Raw genomic sequence first — 24,724 nt, forward strand, 5'->3', positions numbered from 1 at the left:
ATCGGGAGGAAACCATGAAACGATTCGCATCGCTGTGCGCCGCAGCACTCGGCCTCTGCGCCGGTCTGGCCGTTGCAACAGTGGTTGAAGCAGGCACCGGCGAAGGCATCGAGGTCGACTACCGCGTGTTGAACGGAGCGGACCCGGCCGCCGTGGGTGACGCACTCGAGCTCGAGCTGTTCGTCGAACCAGCCACCGCCGATGACTCCGGAACCCTGGTTCCCGGGTGCTCGGAGTACGGGTCCGGTGCGCACCGCATATGCCATTACGTGCCCGGGAATCTCACCCCCGGCCAGAACTACGTCATCGGTGTCGGCGGGCTCGACGATGCCTACGAGGTGGTCGGCGTCTCCTGCTACAACGACAACGGGACACAACCCCCGGAGATGCTCGACACCACCGAGTTCCCTGGGGCTGTGATCCAGTACAACACGGCCGACCGATGGGATTGCAACGTCGACATCGTCACGAAGCCGATGCTCTACATCGACAAGCTCATCACCAACGCGCCGGACGGCGCGAGTTCGTCCGACTTCACCCTCGAGATCTACGACGACACCGGCGCGCTCGTCCCGATCACCCCGGCCATCGTCGACCCCGACGACGCACAGTGCTCGTTCGAGTTCGTTCCCGCGCTCCAAGCGGGCGCCGACCAACTGATCGACGACGACATCTGTGCGGCCGTGCCGCTCAGCGCAGGTGCGTACACCATCGGCGAGATCCTTCCCGAGTACGGCTACGACGCCGGATTGCTCGTGTGCCAGTCGTCGTTCGACGTCTTCGACTCCGAGATCCTCCCGTCACCGAGCTTCGACTTCACCCACAGCAGCGACGATCGCGACGACACGCTGTGCACGCTCACCAACGACTACCTCACGCAGACGGTCAGCGCCGACATCGAGGTGATCAACGACGGGGCCGGCACCGCCACCGGCGCCGACTTCACGATCGAAGTGTTCGACCCGAGCGGCGCGGTCGTCGCATCGGGTGTCGACCCCGAACCCGGCACCGGCAACGCCTCGGCCGAGTTCGTCCTCGCGATCGGCGAGTACACGTTCGGCGTCGACGGACCCGACGGCTACGAAGCCTCGGCGGCGGTCACACTGTCCGACGTCGGAGCGACCGAGATCATCGGCACGGGCGCCGATTTCGGAATCGATCGATCGCAAACGGCGTCCGGCGTGATCACGGTCGACGACCTGGCGCAACAACCCACGACGACCACCACCACCACCACGACAACAACGACCACCACCACGACGACCACGACGACGGTCGCTCCGACGACGACCATGACGCGGTTGCTGCCCTCGACCGGCTCCGACTCGTCGCAGACGTTGCCGATGCTGCTGCTCGGCCTCGCGATGCTGGCGTTCGGCGGTGGCGCGATCCTCTCGGCTCGACGCTCCTGAACACCCCGGTGGTGAAGGCGGCCTGATCGTCGCCTTCACCACCGCAGCACGTTCAGCCCGATTCGTGCTCCCAGTCGATGCGCGGCCCGCGCTGCATCACGTCGCGGCGAGGAACTCGGCGAGCGCCTGATCGAACTCGTCCGACCGCTCGCGATGCGGCCAGTGGCCGGCACCCTCGGCGACGAACAGCGAGGACGGCTCGGCGAACAACTCGACCGACCGTCGATACGGAGCGAGGTCGCCACCGAAGTCATCGGATCCAGCGACGAGCAGGGCCCGAGTCGGAATCGAACCGGTTGCCGCCGACGACTTCTCCGGCCGGACGTCCTTGTATCGCTCGACCACTTCGCGAGCGACGCGTTCGTCTCCGAACGCCTCCTTCGCTCGTGCCACGGCCGCTGCCTGCTCAGCGCCCGACCACGACGGCGACCACCGTTCGTAGAGCCGATCGAGATACGCGAAGTCGTTCCGCTGCATCCGACCCAACGCACCCGGAACCTTGAAGTTGATGAAGTGGCGCGCCATCCAGATGAAGCCGGGCGACGGCTTCAGCGTGCTCGGATGCGGGATCGCGATCGGCACGACACCGTCGACCCGCTCGGGAGCGAGACCGAGCGCGTTCCACACCAGCGACGCACCGAAGTCGTGGCCGACGAGCGTCGCCCGTTCGATGTCGAGCGCATCGAGCAGACCGATGACATCGGCGCCCGTTTCGGCGCGCCCGTAGCCGCGCCCCTCGATGATCGTGTCGGGGTGGTACCCACGCAGGTACGGAACGACCGCGCGAAACCCGAGGTCGGCCACCTGGCGCGCCGTGTGCTCCCACGACATCGGCGTGTCGGGGAACCCGTGGATCAGGACCACCGCCGGTCCGGTGCCGAGCTCCGCGACTCGATGAGCCGCCCCGTCCGATGTGATCGTCGTGAACTCGAGCGTCGATGTCATCCACCGAGTCTCGTGCAGCGATCACGCGAACACACGCCCGAAAACGACGAAATCCGCACGCCACCCCCTCGACGGGTGCGGACGTGCGGATCTCGAACGAGTCGATGTCAGAGCGACTTGACGATCTCGCCCATCAGTTCACCGGCTTCGGTCGGGTTGAGACCGACCTTCACACCGGCCGCAGCGAGTGCGTCCATCTTGCCCTGAGCGGTGCCCTTGCCACCCGACACGATGGCGCCGGCGTGGCCCATCTTCTTGCCGGCCGGGGCGGTGACCCCGGCGATGTAGGCGCTCATCGGCTTGGTGACGTTGGCCTGGATGAACTCGGCAGCTTCTTCCTCGGCCGAGCCACCGATCTCACCGAGCATCATGATCGCGTGCGTCTCCGGGTCGTTCTGGAACTCGGCGAGACAGTCGATGAAGTTCGTTCCCGGAACCGGGTCGCCGCCGATGCCGACACACGTCGACACGCCGATGCCGAGCTGCTTGAGCTCGTACAGCGCCTGGTACGTGAGCGTGCCCGAGCGGCTGACGATGCCCACGTTGGGTCCGTCGGCCGTGGGCTCCTGAGCGATCTCACCGGCGGTGATGCCGATGTTGCACTTGCCCGGGCTGATGATGCCGGGGCAGTTCGGGCCGAGCAGCCGGGTGTTGGGGAACTCGCGCACCAGTCGGTTGAAGGTGAGCGCCTCGTCCTGTGCCGGAATGCCCTCGGTGATGCAGACCACGAAGCCGATGCCGGCTTCGGCAGCTTCGATGATCGCGTCCGAAGCGAACTTCGGCGGCACGGCGGCGAACGACGCATCGGCGCCCGTGGCCTCGACGGCCTCGGCGACCGAGTTGAAGATCGGGATGCCGTCGACGTCTTGGCCGCCCTTGCCGGGCGTGACGCCGCCGACGATCTGCGTGCCGTAGTCACGGTTGCGGCGGCCGTGGTACTTGCCCTGCCCGCCGGTGAGTCCCTGAACCAGGACCTTGGTGTTCTCGTTGACGAAAATTGCCATGTTGCTGTCTCTCTCTGCGTTCTGAAGTCTGGGCTCAGGCGTTGGCGAGGCCGACGACGGTCTTGGCGGCTGCGAGCATGGTCGGCTCCGAGCGGAGCTTCGATTCGGGGATGCCGGCGTCGAGGAGGATCTGGCGACCCTCTTCGGCGTTGGTGCCGTCGAGGCGGATCACGATCGGTGCCTTCAGCTCGACGCGGTTCAGCGCCTCGACGATGCCCTTGGCGACTTCTTCGCCGCGGGTGATGCCACCGAAGATGTTGATGAAGATCGACTTGACGTTTTCGTCGAAGTTGATCACTTCGAGGGCTCCGGCCATGACGTCGGCGTTGGCGCCGCCGCCGATGTCGAGGAAGTTGGCGGCGGAGCCACCGACCTGGTTGACGACGTCGAGCGTCGACATGGCGAGACCGGCGCCGTTGGCGATGATGCCGACGGTTCCGTCGAGGCCGATGTACTGGAGGTCTTTCTCGGCCGCCATCTTCTCGCGCTCGTCCATCTCGGTGAGGCCCTTGAAGGCTTCCCACTCGGGGTGGCGGTACTCGGCGTTGCCGTCGAGCGTGACCTTGGCGTCGAGGGCGTGCACTTCGCCCGTCGGCTTGAGGATCAGCGGGTTGATCTCGGCGAGGTCGCAGTCGCCCTCGGTGTAGCAGCGGTACAGCTTGACGATGATGTCGGTCGCGCCGTCGATCGCACGCTCGGGCAGGTTCGCGTCGATGCACGCCTGGCGAGCGACGTCGGCCGACAGTCCGTCGACCGGGTCGATGTGCAACTTGATGATCGCGTCGGGGTTCTCTTCGGCGACCACTTCGATCTCGACGCCACCTTCGCGAGACAGCATCATCAGATGCTTCTTCTCGGCGCGGTCGAGGGTGAACGAGACGTAGTACTCCTCTTCGATGTCGGAGGCGTTCTCGACCCAGACGCGCTTGACGACGTGGCCCTTGATGTCCATGCCGAGAATCGCTTCGGCGTGCTGGCGAGCTTCGGCCTCGTTGTCGGCGAGCTTGATGCCGCCGGCCTTGCCGCGTCCACCGACCTGCACCTGCGCCTTGACGACCACCGGGTAGCCGGCTGCGTTGGCGGCGGCGACGGCCTCGTCGACGGTGTCGGCGGGCCCACCGGGGCTCACGGGAATGTCATAGCGGGCGAAGTACTGCTTGCCCTGATACTCGAAGAGATCCACGTCGGGTACTGCTTTCTGCCGAGACGAACTCGGCGTCGATCGAACAGAAGTCGAGACTAGGCGCTGTCGACGACGTCTCCCCAACCCGCGGACGCAACGATCTGCGATCGCCGGCATTCGCGCGTGACCGCCGACACGCGGCCGAAGAACGGCCACCGAAGGGCGCTGTCTCACTCGGGTCGCCGCAACGACCACTCGCGGTCGTCGAGACGCCTGGATTCACCGCGGCGGCGATGAACTCCCGGAGCGCGTCTCAGGCGTTTTCGCGTGCGTCGAGCGCGGCTTCGAGCCAGACGCCGATGTCGCGCAGCGACGAGCCGGGGCCGAAGATCTCGGCGACGCCCTGCTCTTTGAGCACGGCGACGTCGGCGTCGGGGATGACGCCCCCACCGAACACCATGACGTCGTCGAGGTCACGCGTGCGCAGTTCTTCCATCACCCGCGGGAACAGTGTCAGGTGGGCACCCGACAGCAGCGACAGGCCGACACCGTCGGCGTCTTCCTGCAGCACGGTCTCGGCGATCTGCTCGGGGGTCTGATGCAGACCGGTGTAGATCACTTCGAAGCCATGGTCACGAAGTGCACGCGTGATGGTCTTCGCCCCACGGTCGTGCCCATCGAGGCCTGGTTTTGCGACAACGATTCGGTACGGGCGCTCCACGCCACAGACCCTACGCAACGCACCCCTGATCGCTCCAACTCCGTCGCGAATCATGGCCGGTTCGAGCCCAGCGTCACGTCGCCGTCGTCTCGTCCCACCGAGGCCACGCTCCACCGCAGCGCGCCTGATGTCCGACACCCGACGAGACGGCGGCAGACTGTGATCGTGGCACCACAGGTCGACCGTCCCGCCCGGCTTCGTACGCCGTTCGCTCGCGCCGTCGTGCCCGTGCTCGGCGGCATCTTGTTCTTCGTCGTCGCCGGACTGTTCACCTGGGGCGTCGCCTCGTACCTGTCGAGCGGCAACAGCGAACCGTCCGATCTGCTCGCACCACGGCGACTCGACCTCGGCTCGGTCACCGGCCGGGCGAGCGACGTCGCCGAGGAGGGGCCGTTGCTGTTCAACGAACTGTCGACCATCAGCGGCGAACGCTCGTTGGTCGTCGATCACGAAGGCGACGACCCAGCCGTCGGCTGGCGGCTCTACTACGCCTTCCCACCCGGCCGGCCCGACTGTCCGGTCACGCAGGTTCGCGGCACGGCGACGTTCATCGACTGCGACGGCGCCGAACTCGACGTGACCGAACTGTCACCGCCGACCGAAGAGGTGCGGCCCGTGGTCGAAGACGAACGCACCCTCTATCTCGACCTGCGCGCCTTCTCCGAATAGCGCTTCGGCGCGCTGCAGACGCAGCGAACCAGACTCAGGCCGTGGTGAGCGAACCGACGAGACGCTCGGCGAAGATCTCGCTGTGCTCGTCGAGCTTGCTCCGGCTGATGGCCAGGCCGCCCACCACGTACGCGCCGGTGTCGCCGACGGCCATGGTCAGACGATCGAGCGCCTTGCCGGGGTGCAGTGCGAAGGTGCAGAACGCTGCCGCCTTCTTGCCGCGCATGGCCGGGAGGTTGGCGATGTTGTTGATCGCCCACGGCGCCTGACCGAACACGAACGCACCGTGCACCCACGTGCCGATGAGGACGAGATCGGCCTCCTGGATCGAGGTGAGGTCGGGCTGCTTCACCTTCGACAGGCCGGTGATGCTCCACCGCTCCTGCGCGAGCAGGTCGGCGGTCTTCTCCGCCGCCTTCCACGTGTTGCCCGTCAGACTCTCGACCAGAATTGCTGCCTTCACACCGACATTCTGCCACGCCACGAGCTGGTCGCCCCACATTCGAGCGCAGTCGGGAGCCGGTCGGGTCAGCCGAAGCGGCGACGGATCCACTCGGCCACGACGGGGTCGACGATCTCGATCCTCGAACCGACCCGGCGGATGTGCCCGCGGTCGACCAGCGCAGCTCGGGCGTGCTGGGCTCCGCCGTTCGACAAGCCCATCGACCCGGCGTACGCGCCGAACAAGGTCTCCCCCTGAGCGACGAGCCGCAACACCAGTTGCTCGGCCGAGCGGAACGACGAGAAGAGCCGCTCCATCCCGGCATCGGTCGCGGCCATCACGTCGGAGATCGCCAACGCCACGTCGGCCTCCGACGCGGTGCCGCCCTCTTCCACCCGGCGCCAGATCGCGTCGGCCAGTTCCATCACGCGATGCGGGTGCCCGCCGGTGAACTCGGCGATGCTCGCGGCGATCGAGCCGGCCGACCGCCCGGTGTCGTCGAACCCTCCGCGCACCAGGGAATCGATGGTCGCCAGGTCGAGCGCCGGAGCTTCGATGAGGTCGGCCTGAGCGTAGAACGGTTCGGCGCGATCGGTGAACAGCATCTGCATCGTCGACGGTTCCGACCCGGCGAAGAGCAGCCCGATCTCCTGGAAGTGGTGCTGCAATCCGGTGCGCAGCTTCGCCGCCGCGCCCTCGACCCCCACGACGCCCGAGAATTCGTCGATCACCAACACGATCGACCTGGTGCGAGACGCCTCGATCAGCAGATCGAGTTGTGCTTGCACGAGCAGGATCGGGTCGGGTCGCTGATCGGCGGGCTTGCGGAGTTCGATCGCGAGCAGGCCGAGCGGCAGGTTGATCCGCGCCGCCAATTCGTGCAGCGACGGTGACCCGGCACCCCCGATGGCAGCCAGCGACCGGTCGAGCCGATCGGCGAGATCCGACCACGACGCGAGCGCGTACAGATCGAGCCACACCGTCGTGGTGGTGTCGTCGAGGCGGTCGGCCACGGCGCGCAATGCCGTGGTCTTGCCGTATCGGCGCGGGCCCAACAGCGCGGTGACGCGGCGCTCGGTGACGCGTTGCACCAGGTCGTCGACCAGATCGGTCTGTGCCGGCAACTGGCCGGGTTCGAGTGGTCCGTGGTGAGGAAACGGGGACACGTCCATGACAACCACCTTTCGCTGTAAAACAGTAGCACCCTCCGCTGCAAAACAGCGGAACAGCGATGGAACGGTGACCGGATCGTGGGCCGGTCAGCGTTCGCTCGGCGTCAGACCTTCTTGAGCGGGGCCCAGGCGAGGCTCAGGTGTTTCAACCCGACGCCGCCGGAGAAGTTGATGACCGCTTCGGTCTTGTCGCCTTCGCCATCGATCGCGATGATCGTGCCCGAACCGAACGCCGGGTGCTCGACGGTGTCGCCGGTCGCCAACCCGAGCTCTTGGCTGTTGGCGGGCTCGGTCACCTTCTTCCCGGCTCGCATCGCAGCATCGACCACGCGGTCCTTGTGCCGCTCCTGCTCTTCCTTGATGTCGGCGTTGATGTCGATCCCGCCGGTGTCGTCGTCGTGTCGCGCCCGTTTGTACGCCGGCACCGCGGCGCCGCTGTCGTACCCGGAGCTGTACCCGGCATCGCGGTTGCGATAGCTCTGGCGTCCGTACGACGACCTTCCCGACACGTTGCCCTTCGACTCGATCAGTTCGGCCGGGATCTCGTCGAAGAAGCGCGACGGTGGGTTGTACTGCGTCGAGCCGAACAGCTGGCGGCTCCACGCGTGCGACATGTACAGCCGCTGCATCGCACGGGTGATGCCGACGTACGCGAGCCGGCGCTCCTCCTCCATCTCGACCGGTTCGGTGAGCGACCGGATGTGCGGGAACACGCCTTCCTCGACGCCGGCGAGGAAGACGACCGGAAACTCGAGGCCCTTCGCCGAGTGGAGCGTCATGAGCACCACCTGATCGTCGTCGTCGAGCTGGTCGGTGTCGGCGACGAGCGACACCTGCTCCATGAACTCGTCGATCACGGTGAACTCGCGAGCCGACCCGACCAGCTCGCCGAGGTTCTCGATGCGGGTGTGTGCCTCGATCGTGTCTTCGGCTTCGAGTTCGGCCAGGTAGCCCGACCCTTCGAGCGCCGACTGCAGCACATCGCCCGGGCCGAGCGAATCGTCTGCCGCCGTGGCGGTCAGCTGGTCGAGTAGCTCGACGAACTGCGCGATGCCGCGCACCGCCTTGCCGGCCACGCCCGCTTCGTCGTTGCGCCGGAGCGCTTCGATGAACGGAATCGACTCGGCGGCGGCGAACGCATCGAGTTTGTCGACACTCGCATCGCCCACCCCGCGCTTGGGCGTGTTGAGCACCCGTTTGATCGACACCTCGTCGAGCGGGTTGACCGTGGCACGCAGGTAGGCCATGGCATCTTTGACCTCGCGACGGTCGTAGAACCGCGTGCCGCCGACCACCTTGTACGGCACGCCGACGCGCATGAACGACTCTTCGAGCACGCGGCTCTGCGCGTTGGTGCGGTACAGCACCGCGATGTCGCGCCAGTTGATGGCGTCTTGCTCGTGCAGTTGTCGCGCCGTGGTGGCGATGAACGTGGCCTCGTCGCCTTCGTCTTCGGCGTGATAGCGGGTGATCCGATCGCCCGCACCCGCGTCGGTCCAGAGCGCCTTCGGTTTGCGTTCCTGGTTGTTGTCGATGACCGCGTTGGCCGCGTCGAGGATCGTCTGCGTCGAGCGGTAGTTCTGGTCGAGCACGATCGTGGTGACGTCGGGGAACGCCTCCTCGAACTGGATGATGTTGCGGAAGTCGGCGCCACGGAAGCGGTACACCGACTGATCCTGGTCGCCGACCACGCAGATGTTCTGGTGGCCTCCGGCGAGCTGCAGCGCGATCTCGTTCTGCGCCTGGTTCGTGTCTTGGTACTCGTCGACGAGGATGTGCGCGAAGCGCTCTCGGTAGTGCTCGAGGATGTTGCCGTGATCGGCGAAGAGCTTCACGACGTTCATCAGCAGGTCGTCGAAGTCCATCGCACCCGCCTTGAGCAACCGGGCCTGGTACTCGGCGTACACCTCGGCGTGCTTGCGATCGAAGATGTTGTCGGCTTCGGTCGCCATGGTCTCGGGGCTGATCAACTCGTTCTTCTTGAGCGAGATGATGCCGTGCACACCGCGCGGCGTGAAGCGCTTCGAGTCGAGACCCAGATCGCGGATCACGTACGACGTGAGCCGGTTCGAGTCGGCCGAGTCGTAGATCGAGAACTGTCGCGGGTAGCCGATCGCCTCGGCGTTGGCGCGCAGGATACGAACGCACGCCGAGTGGAACGTCGACACCCACATCGTCTTCACCACCGGGCCGACGAGTTCGTAGACGCGCTCACGCATCTCGGAAGCGGCCTTGTTGGTGAACGTGATCGCGAGGATCTTCGACGGGTGGACACCGGTGTGGATGAGGTGCGCGATCCGGTGCGTCAGAACCCGCGTCTTACCCGACCCGGCACCGGCCACCACGAGCAGCGGACCGTTGTCGTGCACGACCGCGTCGAGCTGGTCGGGGTTGAGGCCTTCGGCGAACGGCGACGGCCCCGTCGCTGCGGCACCGACGTCGCCGAACGGGCTGTGCGCAGCAGGCGCCTCGCTGTCGTCGACGAACGCCTCGGGCGGTGGGGGCTCGGCGCCCGACTCCGCCGGGTGAGGGACGTCGGCGAACAGCTGCTCATCATTCATGTCGCCGACCACTCTACGACGGGGGTACTCCAGCCCGACCGGTGACCGCCGCTCGATCGACGCACCACAGGCGCTCGACCGCCCCGCAGCGTCGATCGCTGTTCGCCGGTCAGAACGCGAAGAAGCCGTCGGTCATCGTGTAGGCGAGGAAGTCGCCGGAGTACTCGCGTGCGAAGAACGAGAACAACACGAGCGCTCCGCCCATGAGCGACAGGTTCTTCATGAAATGCGACATCTCCACCTGCTTGACCATCGGATCGGGCTCTTTCCAGAACCGGTGGAACAGGAACGTCGTCGGCAGCAGCGTCAAGATGATCGCCAGCGCGCCGAGGTCGCCGAAGACGCCGAGGATGATCGACAAGCCGCCGAGCAGAAAGCCGGCACCCGACAGCAGCACGGCGTTCTTCGGTTGCGGGACGTTCTTGGTCGCAGCATGGGCAGCCGACGAATCGGCCTCGGCGAAGTGTCCGATTCCGGAACCGATGAAGAGTGCACCGAAGAGAATGCGGCCGAGCAACCAGATGACGTCCATACGCGCATCCTGTCGGCGTGCGCGAGCCGTGTCAAGGGTGCCCGCACCTCAGTCGAGACGTGCAAAATCCCGGCGATCCGCCTCGGGCGCACCCAGTACGTTCGCCGCATGACCGACGCCGCTGCCCCGTCCTCGCGCACCACCGTCCGCCGCGGCGCCAACCGAGCCGTGTACGAGATGGAGCGCGTTCGCTCCATTCTCGACGCAGGCGTGATCGCCCACGTCGGCGTCACCACCGACGACGGACCGATCGTGCTGCCGATGGCCTACGGGCTCCGCGAGGTGGCTGATGGCGAGCACGAGATCCTGATCCACGGAGCGGTGGCGAACGCGATGATGCGAGCCGGCGAGTCGCTCGACATCTGCCTGACCGTCACGATCGTCGACGGACTCGTCGTCGCCCGCACGCCGTTCCACAACTCGATGAACTACCGCTCGGTGGTGGTGAGAGGGACGGCGACAGCCATCCGCGAGCCCGACGCCAAGCTCGCTGCGCTCCGCGTCATCAACGACCACGTCGCTCCGATCTGGGACACCGCGCGACCGCCGAGCGAGGTCGACGTCAAGAAGACGCTGGTGCTCGCGGTACCGCTGGTCGAGGCGTCGGCGAAGGTGCGCGACGGTGATCCGGTCGACGACGAGGCCGACATGGACGGGCCGCACTGGGCCGGGGTCGTGCCGCTCACCTCGACGTGGGGTGACCCGATCCCCGCGAGCGATCTCCGCGTTCCTGCCGACGTGCCTGCTCCCGTGCGCGAACTCGGCGGCACGAATGCGCACCCGCGCTGAACGGTCTCACCTACGCGGAGCGGTGTGGGGAGCGGAGCGGTTCAGGCGACCCGCACGATCGCGAACTGGTACTCCCAGCCGGGAGCACCCGTTTCCCAGACCTCGTGGTGCTCGATCGTGCCGACTTCCTCGAGCAGTTCCCGATTCTGTTCCCACGTTCGCAGGCAGAACAGCCGGCGCCGCGACTCGTCGTCGTGCTTCGTGCTGACGATTTCACCGAGCGATCCACCCCACGACCCGACCGCCAACGGAGCGCCCGACACCAGGGGCCGGACGATCTCGCGGAGCGCGTCGACCGCTTCGCCGTCGGGCACGTGCATCATCGTGCTCATCGACCAACCGGCGTCGAAGAGGTCGGGAGGAAACGGGAGATCGAACAGCGATGCCGCGAGCACGTCGTGTCCCGATCGCTTCGCGAGGGCCGCGTTCGCCGGAGCGAGGTCGACGCCGCGGTAGGCGATGCCGGCATCGGTGAACCCTGCCGCATCGGAGCCGGGTCCGGCACCGATGTCGAGCACCGACCGACGGCCCTCACCGACGAGCAGTTCGACGAAGCGATCACGCAGCTCGACGCGATACCCCGAGACCGGCCGCCGCGCGCCCGTCGCCGCCTCGTCGTCGTAGTACGCCAGCAGATCCCGCCGCACGACCGCACCCTCGTCCCCCACCAGTCCGACCCTACCCAAGCGACCACATCGAGCCTGGCCAAAAATCACCCCCACACGACCACATCTGGCCTGGCCAAAAAACACCCCCAAGCGACCACATCGAGCCTGGGCAAGAATCACCCCCACGCGACCACATTTGGCCTGGGCAGAAATCACCCTCACGCGACCACATCGAGCCTGGGCAGAAATCACCCTCACGCGACCACATTTGGCCTGGGCAAGAATCACCCTCAGGCGACCACATTTGGCCTGGGCAGAAATCGCCCTGAGCGGGTTGGTGTCAGCAGCCGTCGGCGGCGGTGCCGGAGAGCACCTGCGTTTCGGGGCCGAAGCTCCCGTCGTCGTCCTGCGAGTACGAGTTGACGACGATCGCGCCCGAGAAGTCGAGCGACGACAGATACGTCTGCATCGCTGCGCAGATCTCCAGCGCTTCGGGCTCGGTGATGTCGACGCCGCCGACACCGAACTCGCTGTTGCCGTTCGACCACGACCCGAGGCGAGTCCGCCACGGCGCATCGGTGTGGTTGACGTCGAGGAAGTACTGGGCTCCGTCGATGCTCACCACTGCCGGGTCGACGACGTCGTCGTCGAAGAACGGATCGAACAGCGGGTCGGGCACGTTGGCGGCTTCGGTGATCAGACCATCCTCCGAGACCGGCGCCTCGACCGGACCGCTGTCGGCATCGTCGTCGCTCTCGGTGATCGAGAACCCGTCGTCGTCCGACGGCGGGAGGCCGCACTCGTCGACCCCGAACTGCTCGAGGCGTTCGGACGCCGCGATGAACTCCGGGTCGAGAATGATCTCGAACGCAGCAGCGAAGTCAGCTTCGTCGTCACCGGTGCTCGCGGCTTCGAGATCTTCCATCTCCTGGAACTTGCCGATCAGCACGTCGATGTCGTCGCGCACCGCCGACGGCGCAGCGTCACGGATTTCCTCGAGTTGGGCGATGCCGGCGTCGAAGTCGTCGCCGAGGTCGACGTCGTCCTGTTCGTCGGCGGTCCGGATCATCTCGCAGAACTCTTCGAGGTTCGACTCGCTGGCGCTCCCCTCGTCGGATCCACACGACGACACGATCAACATGGCGGCGCACGACACGGCGGCAATGTGCTTCACGTTCATCGCATCAAAATACGCCACGGCGGTCGACGTCATCGGTGATTATTCACGTCCCGATCGGCCCGTCCGCGACCGACCGCGAGCAGCATCGCGACGCTGCGCGGGTTCAGCTGTCGGCGAGTTCTGCCAGCTCGAGCCAGGTGGCTTCCAGTTCGTCGAGTGCTGCTTGTGCCTCGACGAGAACGGCACCGCGCTCGGCGAGCACGGTGTGGTCGGTGGCCGCAGCCAACTCTTCGTTCAAGCTGTCGACTCGCTTCTGTGCCTTCACCATCGCCTGCTCGGTCTCGCGCAACTTCCGCCCGATCGTCGATGGGCTCGGGCCCGACGAGGCTTGCTTCGGTTTCCCCTTCGTCGCACGTTTCGTCGAGTCCGGCGACGCCGACCGAGGAGCCGAGGCCTTCGGCTTTCCGGACAGAGCGGCCCGCTCGGACAGCCACCCGGAGACACCGCCGGGCACTCGCCGCATCGATCCACCGGGTTCGATGGCGAGCACGTGATCGGCGACGCGGTCGAGGAAGGCGCGGTCGTGGCTCGCCAGGACGACGGCGCCGGGCCAGTCGTCGAGGAACTCCTCGAGCGAACGAAGGGTGTCGAGGTCGAGGTCGTTCGTCGGCTCGTCGAGGATCAGCAGGTTCGGCTTCTGAGCGAGCACCATCACCAACTGGAGGCGCCGCTTCTCACCACCCGACAGCATCCGGGTCGGGGCGTACTGTGCCGTGGCGTCGAACCAGAACTTCTCGAGCAGCGCCTTGTCCTCGTGGTCGGGCTCGCGCAGCGGGCCTGCGACCATCTGACGGACGGTGATGTCGGGGTCGAGCGACGCAGCGTGCTGGTCGGCGTAGCCCACGACCGCGGTCTTGCCGACCTTGACCGTCCCCATCGCGGGCTCGCGACGGCCGGCGACGATGTCGAGCAACGTCGTCTTGCCCGACCCGTTCGGTCCGACGACGGCGAGGCGCGAGCCCGGCTCGATCACGAGGTCGACGCCCTGGAAGATCGTGGTGGCCGCGTCCCCGTCTCCAAAGCGTTGCCCGACGTCGATCAACTCGACGACCTGGTTGCCGAGCCGGGTGGTTCCAGCGCCGAGTTCGAGGTCGTTGCCGCGCACACCCAGATCGCGCGGTCCCCCCGACACGATCTCGGACGCCGTGCGGAGGCGGGCCTTCGGTTTCGCGGTGCGGGCCGGGGCGCCACGACGCAACCAAGCAAGCTCTTTGCGAGCGAGGATCTTGCGCGTCGACTCTTCCTTCTCCTCGCGCTCGACCCGCTCGGCTCGTGCATCGAGATAGGTGGCATAGGCACTCGTCCCGGCCTCGGCCTGGTGCACGAAACACCGGCCGTGATCGAGTTCGACGACCTTGCTCGGACCGACCTTGGTGGTCAGGCGATCGAGCGCATGACGGTCGTGCGTGACCAAGACCAGCGCCGCCGACATCGACACCAATCGCGACTCGAGCCACTCGATGGCTTCGAGGTCGAGGTGGTTGGTCGGCTCGTCGAGCACGATCATGTCGTGCGCGTTCTCCGCCGCTCCCGACGCGCCGCCGCTGTTGTCGGCGAGCATCTTCGCGAGGGCGACTCGCTTCGCCTGGCCACCCGAGAGTTCGTCGGTCCGTCGGTCGAACAGCGGCTGCACGCCGAGCGACGTGGCGACCGCAGCGACCTCCCAGCCGTCACCGAGGTACTCCGCCACAGTGCCCGGCGGCAGGACGGGGTCTTGCTCGAGCATGGTGATCCGGGCTCCGCGACCGAACCGCACCTCGCCCGAATCGGGTTGGAGGTCACCGGTGAGGATGCGGAGCAGCGTGGTCTTGCCGGAGCCGTTGACCCCGACGACCGCGACTCGATCACCGCGGGAGATGGTGACGTCGAGTCCGTCGAACAGGACCTTGTCGGGTTGCGCCAGGCGCACGTCCGACACATCAACGCAGATCACGCTGCGAGGCTACGACCCAACCGGACGGTTTGTCTCTGAGACAAACCGTCCGGTCGGAGGGCTCAGCGGTCGCCGCGAGGGGTGGTGACGCGCTCGGTGATGCGAGCCTCGAGGTCGTCGAGCCGTTCGTCGACCACGTCCTGGTCGATGCGGCCGGCCTCGACCGCCGCGTCGACGCGTTCCATCGCCTGGGTGACGAGTGCGTCGACGAGCTCGTCGGTCGACACGCCGTTCTCCTCCGCGATGTCGGCCAGCGTCGCTCCGTCGGCCAGTTCGGTGCGGAGCGTCTCGGCGTCGACACCGAGGAGTTCGGTCACCACCTCCGACTGCCCGCGCAGCCATTCGATGCGCTGACCGCGAAGCCGTCGGCCTCGTTCACCCCGTTCACCGAGGCGATCCGCGGCCTGCTCGACCAGGTGTTCGGCGACGGCATCGGCCTGCTCGGCGGTGATCGTCCCCTCGTCGACGAGTGCATCGAGCTGCGCGCGGAGGCGATCGCCGCGGACCTGGTCGCCTGATTCGGTCGACGTCTCGTCGACCGGATCGGTCGGTTCGCCATCGGTCTCCTGCAAGGCGGCGATGGCGGTGTCGTCGGATGCGGCGGACGTGAGTCCGGGAACGCCGAGGACGATGCCGGCCGCGGCGCCGCTGATGAGTCCGGCGGAGAGGCCGACGGCGAGACCGGTTCGGCGTGGCGTGCGTTCGTTCGTCATGTGTTGCTCCATCTGGTGAGAAGTTGATGAGTGGACGGCGGCGGCGTGATGCCGCTTCCGCACACACGACGATGCCGAACGCAGGTGAGACCGGCTCCGGACGAAGGTGAGAGTTCGGTCAGAACGCACGAGCGCGGCGCTCGTGTGACTCGCCGATCAGTCGACGAGGGGCAGGTCGAAGCCGATGATCGCTCCGCCACCGGGCCGGTTCGTCGCCGCGACCGACCCGCCGTGTGCGGTGACCACATCGCGGACGATCGACAGCCCGAGCCCCGAACCCGGCATCGAACGGGTCGCGTCGGTCCGATGAAAGCGGTCGAAGATCTTGTCGAACTCGTCGCTGGGCACGCCCGGCCCGCGGTCGCTCACACGCACCGCTGCCGTGTCGCCCGCCACCGAAACATCGACCTCGATCGGGCCACCCGACGTGTCGAACTTGCACGCGTTCTCGATCAGATTCGACACCGCTCGATCGAGCCCAGCGCGCGGGATCGACACGAACGAGCCCGACGCTCCGGTCACCACGACCTGACGTTGACGGCGCCGACCGACCCGTTCGCCGACCGACGAGACCAGCGCCGCCAGGTCGAGACGCTCGGCAGGCTGGGTCACCAGATCACCGGATGCGACCGTGACCAGTTCGTTGACCAGGTCGGTGAGCTCGCTGACCTCGCCATCGAGGTCGTCGAGGATCTCGGTGCGCATCTCGTCGGGCATCTGCTGGTGGCGGCGCATCACCGCCAGATTGGTGCGCAGACTCGTGAGCGGAGTGCGGAGCTCGTGACCGGCATCTTGCACCAGCCGCTCCTGGTCGGCCTTCGAGCTCGCCAACGCACCGAGCATCGACGCGAAGGCTCGACTCAGTTGTCCCACCTCGTCGTTCGACGAACCCTCGGCTTCTGGCAGGACGACGTCGAGCCGACCGGAAGTGCGGACCTGATCGGCCGACGACGCGAGCCGCCGAAGCGGCGCGGCCATGCGCGAAGCGATCAGCCACCCGGCCAATGCCGAGATCGCCGCCGCCACTGCGCTGAGCAGCAGCGTGCGACGCCGCAGGTCGGCGAGCACGGCGTCGACCTCCTCGAGCGAGCGCCCCACCTGGATCACACCGATGCTGAGACCGGTGGTGTGCAGGCGGTAGCGCTCACCGTCGTCGGCCACGACGGTGTCTTTCGACACGAGGCCGAATTGGCCGGCCACACTCGCGATCACCGCGTCGTCGACGGGCACGCCGTCGTCGAAGGTCGTCATCGCCACCTCGCCGCGCAGGTTCACTCGGCGGAACGAGTACACGTCGAACACCTCGCGCCGCTGCGGCAACCGCTCGTTGCTGACCGCGAGCACTTGACCGGCCTGATCGATCGACCGGTCGATCTCGTCGATGAGCCGACCGCTCGCAGATCGATAGGTGAACACGCCGACGAGCGCGGTCATCACCACACCGACCGCCGCCAGCGAGAGCGCGATCTTCCAGCGGAGCGTCACGTGGCTGCTCGGAGCGTGTAGCCGACGCCGCGCACGGTGTGCACCATCCGTTCCTCGCCGTCGGCTTCGGTCTTACGACGGAGGTAGCCGATGTACACCGCCAGATTCTTCGAGTCGGGGCCGAAGTCGTAGTTCCAGATGCGCTCGTAGATCAGTGAATGGTCGAGCACGATGCCGACGTTGCTCGCCAACAGTTCGAGGAGATCGAACTCCGTCTTCGACAGCTCCATCTCACGATCACCGCGAAACGCTCGGCGACCGCGCACGTCGAGCCGGAGGTCGCCGACCACGAGCTCCGACGCCTCGGTGGAGTCTGCGTACGACGAGCGTCGCAGCAGCGCACGGAGTCGAGCGAGGAGCTCGTCGAGGTCGTACGGCTTCGGGAGATAGTCATCGGCGCCGGCGTCGAGACCGGCGACTCGGTCCGCGGTCTCGGTGCGAGCGGTGAGCATCAACACCGGGAGTCGGTCGCCTTCGGATCGGAGCACGCGACACACCGTGAGGCCGTCGATCATCGGCATCGACACGTCGAGCAGCAGCGCAGCGGGTCGCTCGGATCGGATCGCATCGAGGGCCTCGGCGCCGTTGCTGACGGCACGGGCGTCGTACCCCTCGAGCTGCAACGCGCGCAGCAGCGACTCGCGAACCGCGCGGTCGTCTTCTGCGATCAGCACCGAGCCCGTCATGGTCCCAGTCTTGCCGACCAAGGTAAGAGAACCGTGGGAACGGTGTCGGCTGTTCGGTGCAGCGAGATCAGGTCGGAGCGTCGCCGGGCCAGCGGAAGACGGTGTGGACGTCGGACCACTGCGGCTCGAACTCGTCGAGGTACCGGGCGAGTTCGTCGGCGCGATCGGGCCCGAGACACAGGCGGCGCAGCCCGGCGCGCACCTGTTCCGCCGGGTCGGTCGCCGCCGCGGCCAGTGGCGGACGCGGCATCTCCCAACGCTCGGCGTCGATGCCCATCTCGGCCAGCACCGCGGCGAAGTCGTCGGACGTCGGGCCGGTGGGTCGGTCGAGATCCCAGAAGTGCTTCCACGCCGGCGACCAGGCCGACTGCGGGTGCACGGTCGGGAGGACGAGCACGACCGCCAACCGCGCTCGACCGGTGAGCGCTCCGATGAACGGTTCGATCTCAGGAACGTTGTAGGCGACGTGATGGCAGGTGACGACGTCGGCGACGGGCGTGTCGATCGCCACCTCGGGCCAGCTGCCTTCGATGGTCATCGAGCGAGCACCGGCGGCCGACGCGGCGGTCGTGAACGCAGCCAGCATCGCCGAGCTCTGATCGACGCCGATCACTCGCTCCGCCGGCGGGACGAGCGACATCGCCGCCCGTCCCCCGCCGCAGCCGATGTCGAGCACCGAGCCGCCCGTGCGCGGCAGCACCGATCGAGCGACGGTTGCCGACAGCACGTCACGGTCGAGCGTGTCGTCGACCTCGAAGCGGCGCGTGTCGTGCTCCCACGGCGAGGCCGCAGCCTGTTCGAGGACGTGCGCGGGCAGTGCCCACTCGCTCAGCTGTTGTTCCCACCGTTCGGCCGCGCTCATCGGCGCCGAACCTATTCGGTGATGCGGACGGGCAACACGCGCGGCCCACGGATCTGGCCGACCGACCAGGAGACCTCGCCGGCGAGTTCGAAGTTCGGGAACCGAGCGATGAACTCCTCGATCGCCACACGCAACTCCAGGCGCGCGAGGTTCGAGCCGAGGCATCGGTGGATGCCGAGGCCGAACGCCGCGTGACGGTTCTCTTCACGATCGATGACGAACGTGTCGGGATCCTCGAACTGCTTCGGATCGCGGTTGGCGGCCGGGAACGGCAGGAGCACCCAGTCGTCTTTCTTCATCGGGCAGCCGTGGAAGTCGTGGTCCTTCGCCACCATGCGCGCCATGGTGACCGGCGCGTACGCACGGAGGAACTCTTCGAGCGCGAACGTCATGACCTCGGGGTCGTCGACGAGACGCTTGCGGTCACCCGGCGTCTGGGCGAGGTGCCACAGCGACGAACCGATGGCCGACCACGTCGTGTCGATTCCGGCGATCAGCAGCAGGATGATGGAGCCGCCGACGATCTCGTCGGACAGCTTCTGCCCTTCGAGTTCGACGTTCATGAGGTAGCCCGTGAGGTCGTCACGCGGGTTGTCGCGGTGATCTTGGATCTGTGCGGCGATGTACTTGCCGAGCTCGTCGAGGCCGTCGCGGGTCCCCGGCTCCTCGTTGATGCGTTCGAGCGCATCGTGGACGAACTTGCGGAAGAGCGCTTCGTCCTTCTCGGGGAAGCCCAGCATGCGACCGATCACGTTGACCGGGATGTGCTGCGCGTACTGGACGGCGGCGTCGACGACGGTCTCGCCCGGGACGATCTCGCCCATGTCGTCGAGCAGCCGCTTGCACAGCGAACGGATCTCGTCTTCCCACGGCTCGATCTGCTTGGGCGCGAACGGCGGCAGCAGGAGTCGGCGAGCCTGGTTGTGGAACGGTGGGTCGCTCGAGATCGGCGGGACGCCACCGATCGGGGCGGGCATGGCCAGGTCGCCGGGGCGACCGACCGACACGACGACGGCGCGACTCGTGAAGTGATCGGTGTCGTAGGCGACCTCGTGCACGGTGTCGTGCGTGATCGGCACCCACATGCCGCCGTAGCGATCGGAGTGGGCGACCGGACACCCCGACTCGCGCAGGTCTTTCCAGACCTCGGGTGCGTTGGGGTTGTAGTCGGGGTCGGCGTGGTCGAAGTCGTTGGCGAAGTCACGGACCGTGCCGTAGTCGTCGGGGTTGTAGGGAACGCGCTGCCAGACGTCGGTTCCTTCCGGCGAGTCGCCGAAGATGGGGTCGCGTTCCGCGAAACGACCTCCGGTGGGCGCGGGCGAGTCGTTCGCTGCGGGCGTGTCGGTGTCAACGGTGTCGGTCATTCGGGGTCCGTCCTTGCTCAGTCACCGGTGAGGGTGATCGCGTACTCGGGGCAGTTGGCCGCAGCCAGCCGTGCCTTGTCGTGCAGGCTCGGATCGATCTCGCCGTCGTCGAGCAACACGGCTTGGCCGTAGTCGTCGACGTCGAAGAGCTCGGGCGCCAGCGCGTAGCAGCGGTTGTGGCCCTGGCACTTCTCGGCATCGAGATGGATCTGCATGTGAACTCCTGCAAGTTGGTGCTGTTGCGCCAGACTCCCCGAGATGGTTCGCCTCGCCCAAACTTTTTCGAACAGTGTTCCAATCTTGCTGCTTCCGCCGTCAGAAGGCAAGGCGCCAGGCGGAAAATCCCAAAAAGACACAGGATGGTCAGAGGACGCGGGAGCGTTTCGCGGGCTCGCCGAACGCCGCCGCGACGTCGCGGAGGCGCTCTCGGCCGTCCGTGGCGGCAACGAGAAACTGCTCGGCGTGAAGGGCGATCACCTCGCCCGGGCCTTGTCGGCCAACGCGTCGTTGCGCGGTGCGCCGACGTTGCCGGCCTGGCAGCGGTACACGGGCGTGGTGTGGGATCACCTCGATCCGGCGTCGCTCGCGGCGGCGGAACGACGCCGGATCGTCGTCGTGTCGGGGCTGCTCGGACTCGTCCGCGCCGACGACCCGACCCCCGACTATCGCCTGAAGATGGGCGCCAATCTGGCCCCGCTCGGCAAGCTGTCGACCTGGTGGCGTGATGATCTCTCCGAGACGCTCAACAAGTTCGCTTCGGGGCGCACCGCCAAGGCACCGCGCGTGATCATCGACCTGCTTCCGAAGGAACACCGGGCGGCGTGGACGCCCGACGATCGGGTGACGGGTGTGTCGATCGAGTTCGTCGATCCGTCGGGCAAACCGGGCGGGCACTTCGCCAAAGCCGCCAAGGGCACGCTCGCCGCCGCCATCCTCCGCGACGGTCTCGCGGCGGTCGACCGCTGGTCCGATCCCCGCTTCGAGCTCTCGGTCACCCCCATCACCTGACCACCCCACGCGTACACATCGAGCCTGGGCAAAAATCACCCCCACGCGACCACATCGAGCCTGGGCAGAAATCACCCTCACGCGCACACATCGAGCCTGGCCAGAAATCACCCTCACGCGACCACATCGAGCCTGGGCAGAAATCACCTCGAGCGGAGGGCGAGTGCGATGAAGGCCAGCGCCGCCGGGATCGTGAGGAGCGCCGTGGCCGATCCCACCGACAGACTCGACGCTGCGAGAACGCCGACGATCGCCGGCGCGGTCATCGACGCGAGACGCGACCCGGCCGAGAGCGCAGCGAGCCCGGCCCCGGGTCGACCCCGGTGCTTCGCGGCGTCGTCGTAGAGCTTCGGGAACTGTGTCGCGATGCCGAGGCCCGCAACGACGTACGCCGCGACGACGAGCCAACGATCCGGAGCGAACGACGCGGTGACGAGCGCGGCGAGCGTGACCGCGATCGCGGTGTTGAACACCCGTTGTCGGCCGAATCGCGCGATGGCCCAGTCGCCACCGAACCGACCGAGCGTCATGCCCGCCGTGAAAGCCACGTACGCGAGACCGGCGACACCGGCCGAGGCGCCGAAGTCGTCGCTGAGGCGAAATGCCGCCCAGTCGCTCGACGTCATCTCCATCACCAGCGAGCACGCGCCACCGAGCGCGAGCAACACCAGCGGCCCCGTGCGGCGACGGATCGGTGACGAACCGCCATCGACGATCTCGTCCTCCCCGGCATGTTCGTCGTCGACCAACAGGCCCCGACCGACGAAGACCAGTACACAGAAGAACACGAGCGCGGCGACGAGCAAGTGCGTTCGCAGTGACACGCCCGACGAGGCGGCGCGGGCGGCCGTCACTCCCCCGACGACCGTGCCGAGACTCCACAAGCCGTGCAGGCGGTTCATCACCGGGACCCGTCGGCGGCCGCTGATCCACGAACCCTGGAGGTTCATCGCCGAGTCGACCAGCACGTCGCTCGACCACAGGAAGAGCAGGCCGGCCAGGAAGACGACGGGTGTCGTGGCGAGACCGACCACGGCGAGCGCGGCGACCAACACGACGCCGGCGCCGATGAGGAGGCGACGCGTCCCGAAGCGCGAGATGAGCGGACCGACCATGGCGCTCCCGGCGAATCCAGCGACGCCGCCGCAGGCGAGCAGCACGCCGAGCACGCCGGTCGACACGTCGATGCGGTCGCGGATCTCGGGAAGGCGCGGGACGAACGACGCGACGACCAGACCGTTGACGAAGAACTGCACGGCGACCGAGGTCAGCGCGCGCGAATCTCCGGGGAGCGGACCCGTCACATCGGGCCGCTGCGTCATCAGCCGCGCGAACGGACTTCTTCGACCGCCGCCATCAGACGCTCGGCGGCGTCGTCGAGCGTCATGTCGATGACCGCGGCGATCGGCTTGCCCTCACCGGTGACGGTCGACAACGGGCCGCCGCGAACCGTGCCCGACGTGAGCACGATGAGCGATTCACCGCTGCCGCTCTCGCGCAGGATCGACGCCTTGGCGATCGTCTTCCACACGGCTTCGACGCGAGTCATGCCGGGTCGCGACGGCGTGTGCACGCCACCGAACTCGAAGAGTTGCGACACACCATCGGCGCGCTGCCCGCGCACGCTCACCGTGACGCCGGGAGCGATCCGCGGGTTGTCGTCGAGCGTCTCGAACCCGCAGTCGGCGAGCAGCGAGCGAGCCATGTCCTTGACGGTCCGCCGGTCGGGAAGATCGGTGGGAGCGAGCGACTCGACGCGTTCGATGGCCTGGCGGACGTAGGAACGTTCGGTGTCGTAGCCGATGAAGCTGCGACCGGTCCGCTTCGCTGCGACCGCGGTCGTCCCCGACCCCATGAACGGGTCGAGCACGACATCGCCTTCGTACGTGAAGAGGTGCAGACACCGCTCGGCGAGCGCGACCGGGAACGGCGCCGGGTGTCCGACACGCGTCGCGCTCTCGGCCGGAATCTCCCACACGTCGAGCGTGGCTTCCATGAACTCGTCGCCCGGGATCGTGGCGGCCCCGTCTCCACCGCTTCCGTCGTCGCCGCGACCGACGCGGTCGAACCGTCCCTTGCTCGCGATGATCACCCGTTCGGTCGTGTCGCGCAGCACCGGGTTGGCGGGAGACTGATACGACCCCCACGCGCACGAACCGCTGGCGCCGCGCTGCTTCTGCCAGATGACCTCGCCACGCAGCAACATCCGCAGGTCGTCCTGGAGAATCGTCGTGACGTCGGCGGCGAGACTGCGGTACGGCTTGCGACCCAGGTTGGCCACGTTCACCGCGAGTCGACCACCGGGTTGCAGCGTGCGCAGGCACTCGGCGAACACCGACCGCAACATCTCGAGGTACTCGACGTAGTCGGCGGGGATGTGGCCCTCGCCCAGTGCGGTCTCGTACGCCTTGCCGGCGAAGTACGGCGGTGACGTGACGACGAGGGCGACCGACGCGTCGGGCACCTTCGACATGTCACGCGCGTCGCCGACGTGGATCGTGTCGAGCTGCGCAGGTGCGCCGAGCTCGTCGTCTTCGCTGATCTCGGGCGGCGCGAAGCGCGCGTAGAAGTCGGTCGAGTCGTGCGACTCGCGCTTGCTGACACCGAATTCCGACGTCGAGGTTCCCATGTTCAGTTCTCCCCGATCAGCGGTGGATTGGTCTGCGACGCAGCTCGCTGCATGCGTTCGATTGGTGGTTGACGACTGTCGTCGTGCGTGAGGATCCAGAACTGCCCGTCGTCGACAGCGCTGACCACAGCGGTGGCGACATCGGTCGCGGGAATGCCTCCGTCGACGCCCTCGACGAGCGCCGCACCGACGAGTGCCCCGACGGGACTCTCGACCGAGGCCGGCTCGTCGTCCATCAGGTCGGTCTTGACGAAGCCGGGGCAGAGCACGCTCACCCCGACCGGCGACTCGGTGACACCGAGCTCGATGAACAGCCCTTCGCTGATCGCGACGACTCCGTGTTTGGTGGCGTTGTACGGCCCGAGCCCGGGCACGGCGATGAGCCCGGCGATCGAAGCGGTGTTGACGATGTGGCCGATGCCCTGCTCGGTCATGATCGGCAGGAACGAGCGGATGCCGTGCACGACGCCGTAGAGGTTGATGCCGACCACCCGATGCCAGAGGCTCATGTCGCCGGTCCAGGCATCTCCGACTCCGGCGATGCCGGCGTTGTTGAAGAGCAGATGAGCGGCGCCGTACTTCGACAGCACCGCCTCGGCGAGGTCGGTCACCGATGATTCGTCGGCGGTGTCGCAGATGACGCCGGTGACGTCGGCGCCTGCTTCGGTGAGCCGAGCTTCGACGTCGCGCAGCTTCGGTTCGTCGATGTCGGCGAGCACAACGCGCATGCCACGCTCGATGAGCTGCTCGGCGACAGCGAGTCCGATCCCGCTCGCTCCACCTGTGATCACCGCAACATGCCCGCGGTCGAGTACCCCAACAGTCTCAGCCATTCGAGCCAATCTAGAGAATCTCGCGCGACGAGCGGTCGATACCACACGGACCG

At 67.2% G+C, this 24,724-nt stretch carries 24 protein-coding genes; 4 read left to right on the forward strand and 20 right to left on the reverse strand.

Going from position 1 to position 24,724, the window contains the following annotated elements; genetic code table 11:
- Positions 1 to 14 precede the first annotated feature (14 nt).
- On the forward strand, positions 15 to 1,412 hold the full coding sequence (locus tag YM304_RS25315) for a hypothetical protein (protein WP_015443168.1): 1,398 nt from the start codon (positions 15 to 17) through the stop codon (positions 1,410 to 1,412).
- 96 nt (positions 1,413 to 1,508) lie between these two features.
- On the opposite strand, the gene YM304_RS18090 is transcribed toward YM304_RS25315, so the two are convergent.
- From YM304_RS18090 to YM304_RS18105, 4 genes are all read right to left on the reverse strand, one after another.
- Positions 1,509 to 2,357 (reverse strand): alpha/beta fold hydrolase, encoded by an 849-nt coding sequence (locus tag YM304_RS18090; RefSeq protein WP_015443169.1) that lies wholly within the window; start codon positions 2,355 to 2,357, stop codon positions 1,509 to 1,511.
- Between the two features lie 107 nt (positions 2,358 to 2,464).
- Positions 2,465 to 3,361 (reverse strand): succinate--CoA ligase subunit alpha, encoded by an 897-nt coding sequence (gene sucD, locus YM304_RS18095; RefSeq protein WP_015443170.1) that lies wholly within the window; start codon positions 3,359 to 3,361, stop codon positions 2,465 to 2,467.
- Positions 3,362 to 3,395: 34 nt separating this feature from the next.
- Positions 3,396 to 4,544 (reverse strand): ADP-forming succinate--CoA ligase subunit beta, encoded by a 1,149-nt coding sequence (sucC, locus tag YM304_RS18100; RefSeq protein WP_015443171.1) that lies wholly within the window; start codon positions 4,542 to 4,544, stop codon positions 3,396 to 3,398.
- Positions 4,545 to 4,797: 253 nt separating this feature from the next.
- Entirely contained in the window at positions 4,798 to 5,259 is a 462-nt protein-coding gene (locus tag YM304_RS18105) for a cobalamin B12-binding domain-containing protein (RefSeq protein ID WP_051071492.1), read from the reverse strand.
- Positions 5,260 to 5,370: 111 nt separating this feature from the next.
- On the opposite strand from YM304_RS18105, the gene YM304_RS18110 reads away from it, so the two are divergent.
- Entirely contained in the window at positions 5,371 to 5,874 is a 504-nt protein-coding gene (locus YM304_RS18110) for a hypothetical protein (RefSeq protein ID WP_154723534.1), read from the forward strand.
- A gap of 34 nt (positions 5,875 to 5,908) precedes the next feature.
- On the opposite strand, the gene YM304_RS18115 is transcribed toward YM304_RS18110, so the two are convergent.
- From YM304_RS18115 to YM304_RS18130, 4 genes are all read right to left on the reverse strand, one after another.
- On the reverse strand, positions 5,909 to 6,337 hold the full coding sequence (locus YM304_RS18115; RefSeq protein WP_154723535.1) for a flavodoxin family protein: 429 nt from the start codon (positions 6,335 to 6,337) through the stop codon (positions 5,909 to 5,911).
- A gap of 65 nt (positions 6,338 to 6,402) precedes the next feature.
- Positions 6,403 to 7,488, reverse strand: a complete 1,086-nt coding sequence (locus tag YM304_RS18120) for an ATP-binding protein (protein WP_015443175.1) — start codon at positions 7,486 to 7,488, stop codon at positions 6,403 to 6,405.
- Positions 7,489 to 7,592: 104 nt separating this feature from the next.
- Complete coding sequence (pcrA, locus tag YM304_RS18125; protein WP_015443176.1) at positions 7,593 to 10,049, reverse strand: DNA helicase PcrA; 2,457 nt, start codon at positions 10,047 to 10,049, stop codon at positions 7,593 to 7,595.
- A gap of 109 nt (positions 10,050 to 10,158) precedes the next feature.
- Positions 10,159 to 10,581, reverse strand: a complete 423-nt coding sequence (locus YM304_RS18130) for a DoxX family protein (protein WP_015443177.1) — start codon at positions 10,579 to 10,581, stop codon at positions 10,159 to 10,161.
- A gap of 108 nt (positions 10,582 to 10,689) precedes the next feature.
- Between YM304_RS18130 and YM304_RS18135 the strand changes: the two genes are divergently transcribed.
- Entirely contained in the window at positions 10,690 to 11,370 is a 681-nt protein-coding gene (locus YM304_RS18135) for a pyridoxamine 5'-phosphate oxidase family protein (RefSeq protein ID WP_015443178.1), read from the forward strand.
- Positions 11,371 to 11,411: 41 nt separating this feature from the next.
- On the opposite strand, the gene YM304_RS24895 is transcribed toward YM304_RS18135, so the two are convergent.
- The 9 genes from YM304_RS24895 to YM304_RS18180 all read right to left on the reverse strand — a co-directional run bounded on the left by YM304_RS24895 (position 11,412) and on the right by YM304_RS18180 (position 20,416).
- Entirely contained in the window at positions 11,412 to 12,038 is a 627-nt protein-coding gene (locus tag YM304_RS24895) for a class I SAM-dependent methyltransferase (protein ID WP_015443179.1), read from the reverse strand.
- A gap of 280 nt (positions 12,039 to 12,318) precedes the next feature.
- Entirely contained in the window at positions 12,319 to 13,158 is an 840-nt protein-coding gene (locus YM304_RS24900) for a hypothetical protein (protein WP_041298429.1), read from the reverse strand.
- A 103-nt stretch (positions 13,159 to 13,261) separates the two neighbouring features.
- Positions 13,262 to 15,091 (reverse strand): ABC-F family ATP-binding cassette domain-containing protein, encoded by a 1,830-nt coding sequence (locus YM304_RS18150; RefSeq protein ID WP_015443181.1) that lies wholly within the window; start codon positions 15,089 to 15,091, stop codon positions 13,262 to 13,264.
- A gap of 62 nt (positions 15,092 to 15,153) precedes the next feature.
- Positions 15,154 to 15,804, reverse strand: coding sequence for a hypothetical protein (locus YM304_RS18155; protein ID WP_154723538.1), 651 nt, complete (start codon positions 15,802 to 15,804; stop codon positions 15,154 to 15,156).
- 156 nt (positions 15,805 to 15,960) lie between these two features.
- A complete protein-coding gene (locus tag YM304_RS18160) occupies positions 15,961 to 17,289 on the reverse strand; it encodes a sensor histidine kinase (RefSeq protein ID WP_015443183.1) in 1,329 nt (442 codons plus the stop codon).
- Complete coding sequence (locus YM304_RS18165) at positions 17,286 to 17,975, reverse strand: response regulator transcription factor (RefSeq protein ID WP_015443184.1); 690 nt, start codon at positions 17,973 to 17,975, stop codon at positions 17,286 to 17,288. Before YM304_RS18165 ends, YM304_RS18160 begins: the two co-directional genes overlap by 4 nt.
- A 67-nt stretch (positions 17,976 to 18,042) precedes the next feature.
- The gene (locus tag YM304_RS18170) at positions 18,043 to 18,837 is read right to left on the reverse strand and encodes a class I SAM-dependent methyltransferase (RefSeq protein ID WP_015443185.1); all 795 of its coding nucleotides are present in this window, start codon (positions 18,835 to 18,837) and stop codon (positions 18,043 to 18,045) included.
- An 11-nt stretch (positions 18,838 to 18,848) separates the two neighbouring features.
- Complete coding sequence (locus YM304_RS18175) at positions 18,849 to 20,201, reverse strand: cytochrome P450 (RefSeq protein ID WP_015443186.1); 1,353 nt, start codon at positions 20,199 to 20,201, stop codon at positions 18,849 to 18,851.
- A 17-nt stretch (positions 20,202 to 20,218) separates the two neighbouring features.
- Positions 20,219 to 20,416: a ferredoxin gene (locus YM304_RS18180; protein WP_015443187.1), complete on the reverse strand. Its 198-nt coding sequence runs from the start codon at positions 20,414 to 20,416 to the stop codon at positions 20,219 to 20,221.
- Between the two features lie 43 nt (positions 20,417 to 20,459).
- Here YM304_RS18180 and YM304_RS23070 point away from each other — a divergent pair, with 43 nt between their 5' ends.
- Positions 20,460 to 21,209 (forward strand): YaaA family protein, encoded by a 750-nt coding sequence (locus YM304_RS23070; RefSeq protein ID WP_015443188.1) that lies wholly within the window; start codon positions 20,460 to 20,462, stop codon positions 21,207 to 21,209.
- A gap of 143 nt (positions 21,210 to 21,352) precedes the next feature.
- Here YM304_RS23070 and YM304_RS18190 read toward each other — a convergent pair whose 3' ends face one another.
- Genes YM304_RS18190 through YM304_RS18200 form a run of 3 tightly spaced genes read right to left on the reverse strand, consistent with a single transcriptional unit; the run spans position 21,353 to position 24,671 of the window.
- Entirely contained in the window at positions 21,353 to 22,531 is a 1,179-nt protein-coding gene (locus tag YM304_RS18190) for an MFS transporter (protein WP_015443189.1), read from the reverse strand.
- Positions 22,531 to 23,838: a DNA-methyltransferase gene (locus YM304_RS18195; protein ID WP_015443190.1), complete on the reverse strand. Its 1,308-nt coding sequence runs from the start codon at positions 23,836 to 23,838 to the stop codon at positions 22,531 to 22,533. Before YM304_RS18195 ends, YM304_RS18190 begins: the two co-directional genes overlap by 1 nt.
- Before the next feature lie 2 nt (positions 23,839 to 23,840).
- Positions 23,841 to 24,671 (reverse strand): SDR family NAD(P)-dependent oxidoreductase, encoded by an 831-nt coding sequence (locus tag YM304_RS18200; RefSeq protein WP_015443191.1) that lies wholly within the window; start codon positions 24,669 to 24,671, stop codon positions 23,841 to 23,843.
- Positions 24,672 to 24,724: the final 53 nt, after the last annotated feature.

It is taken from the genome of Ilumatobacter coccineus YM16-304, from assembly GCF_000348785.1.
In the GTDB taxonomy this organism is placed as follows: Bacteria; Actinomycetota; Acidimicrobiia; order Acidimicrobiales; family Ilumatobacteraceae; genus Ilumatobacter_A; species Ilumatobacter_A coccineus.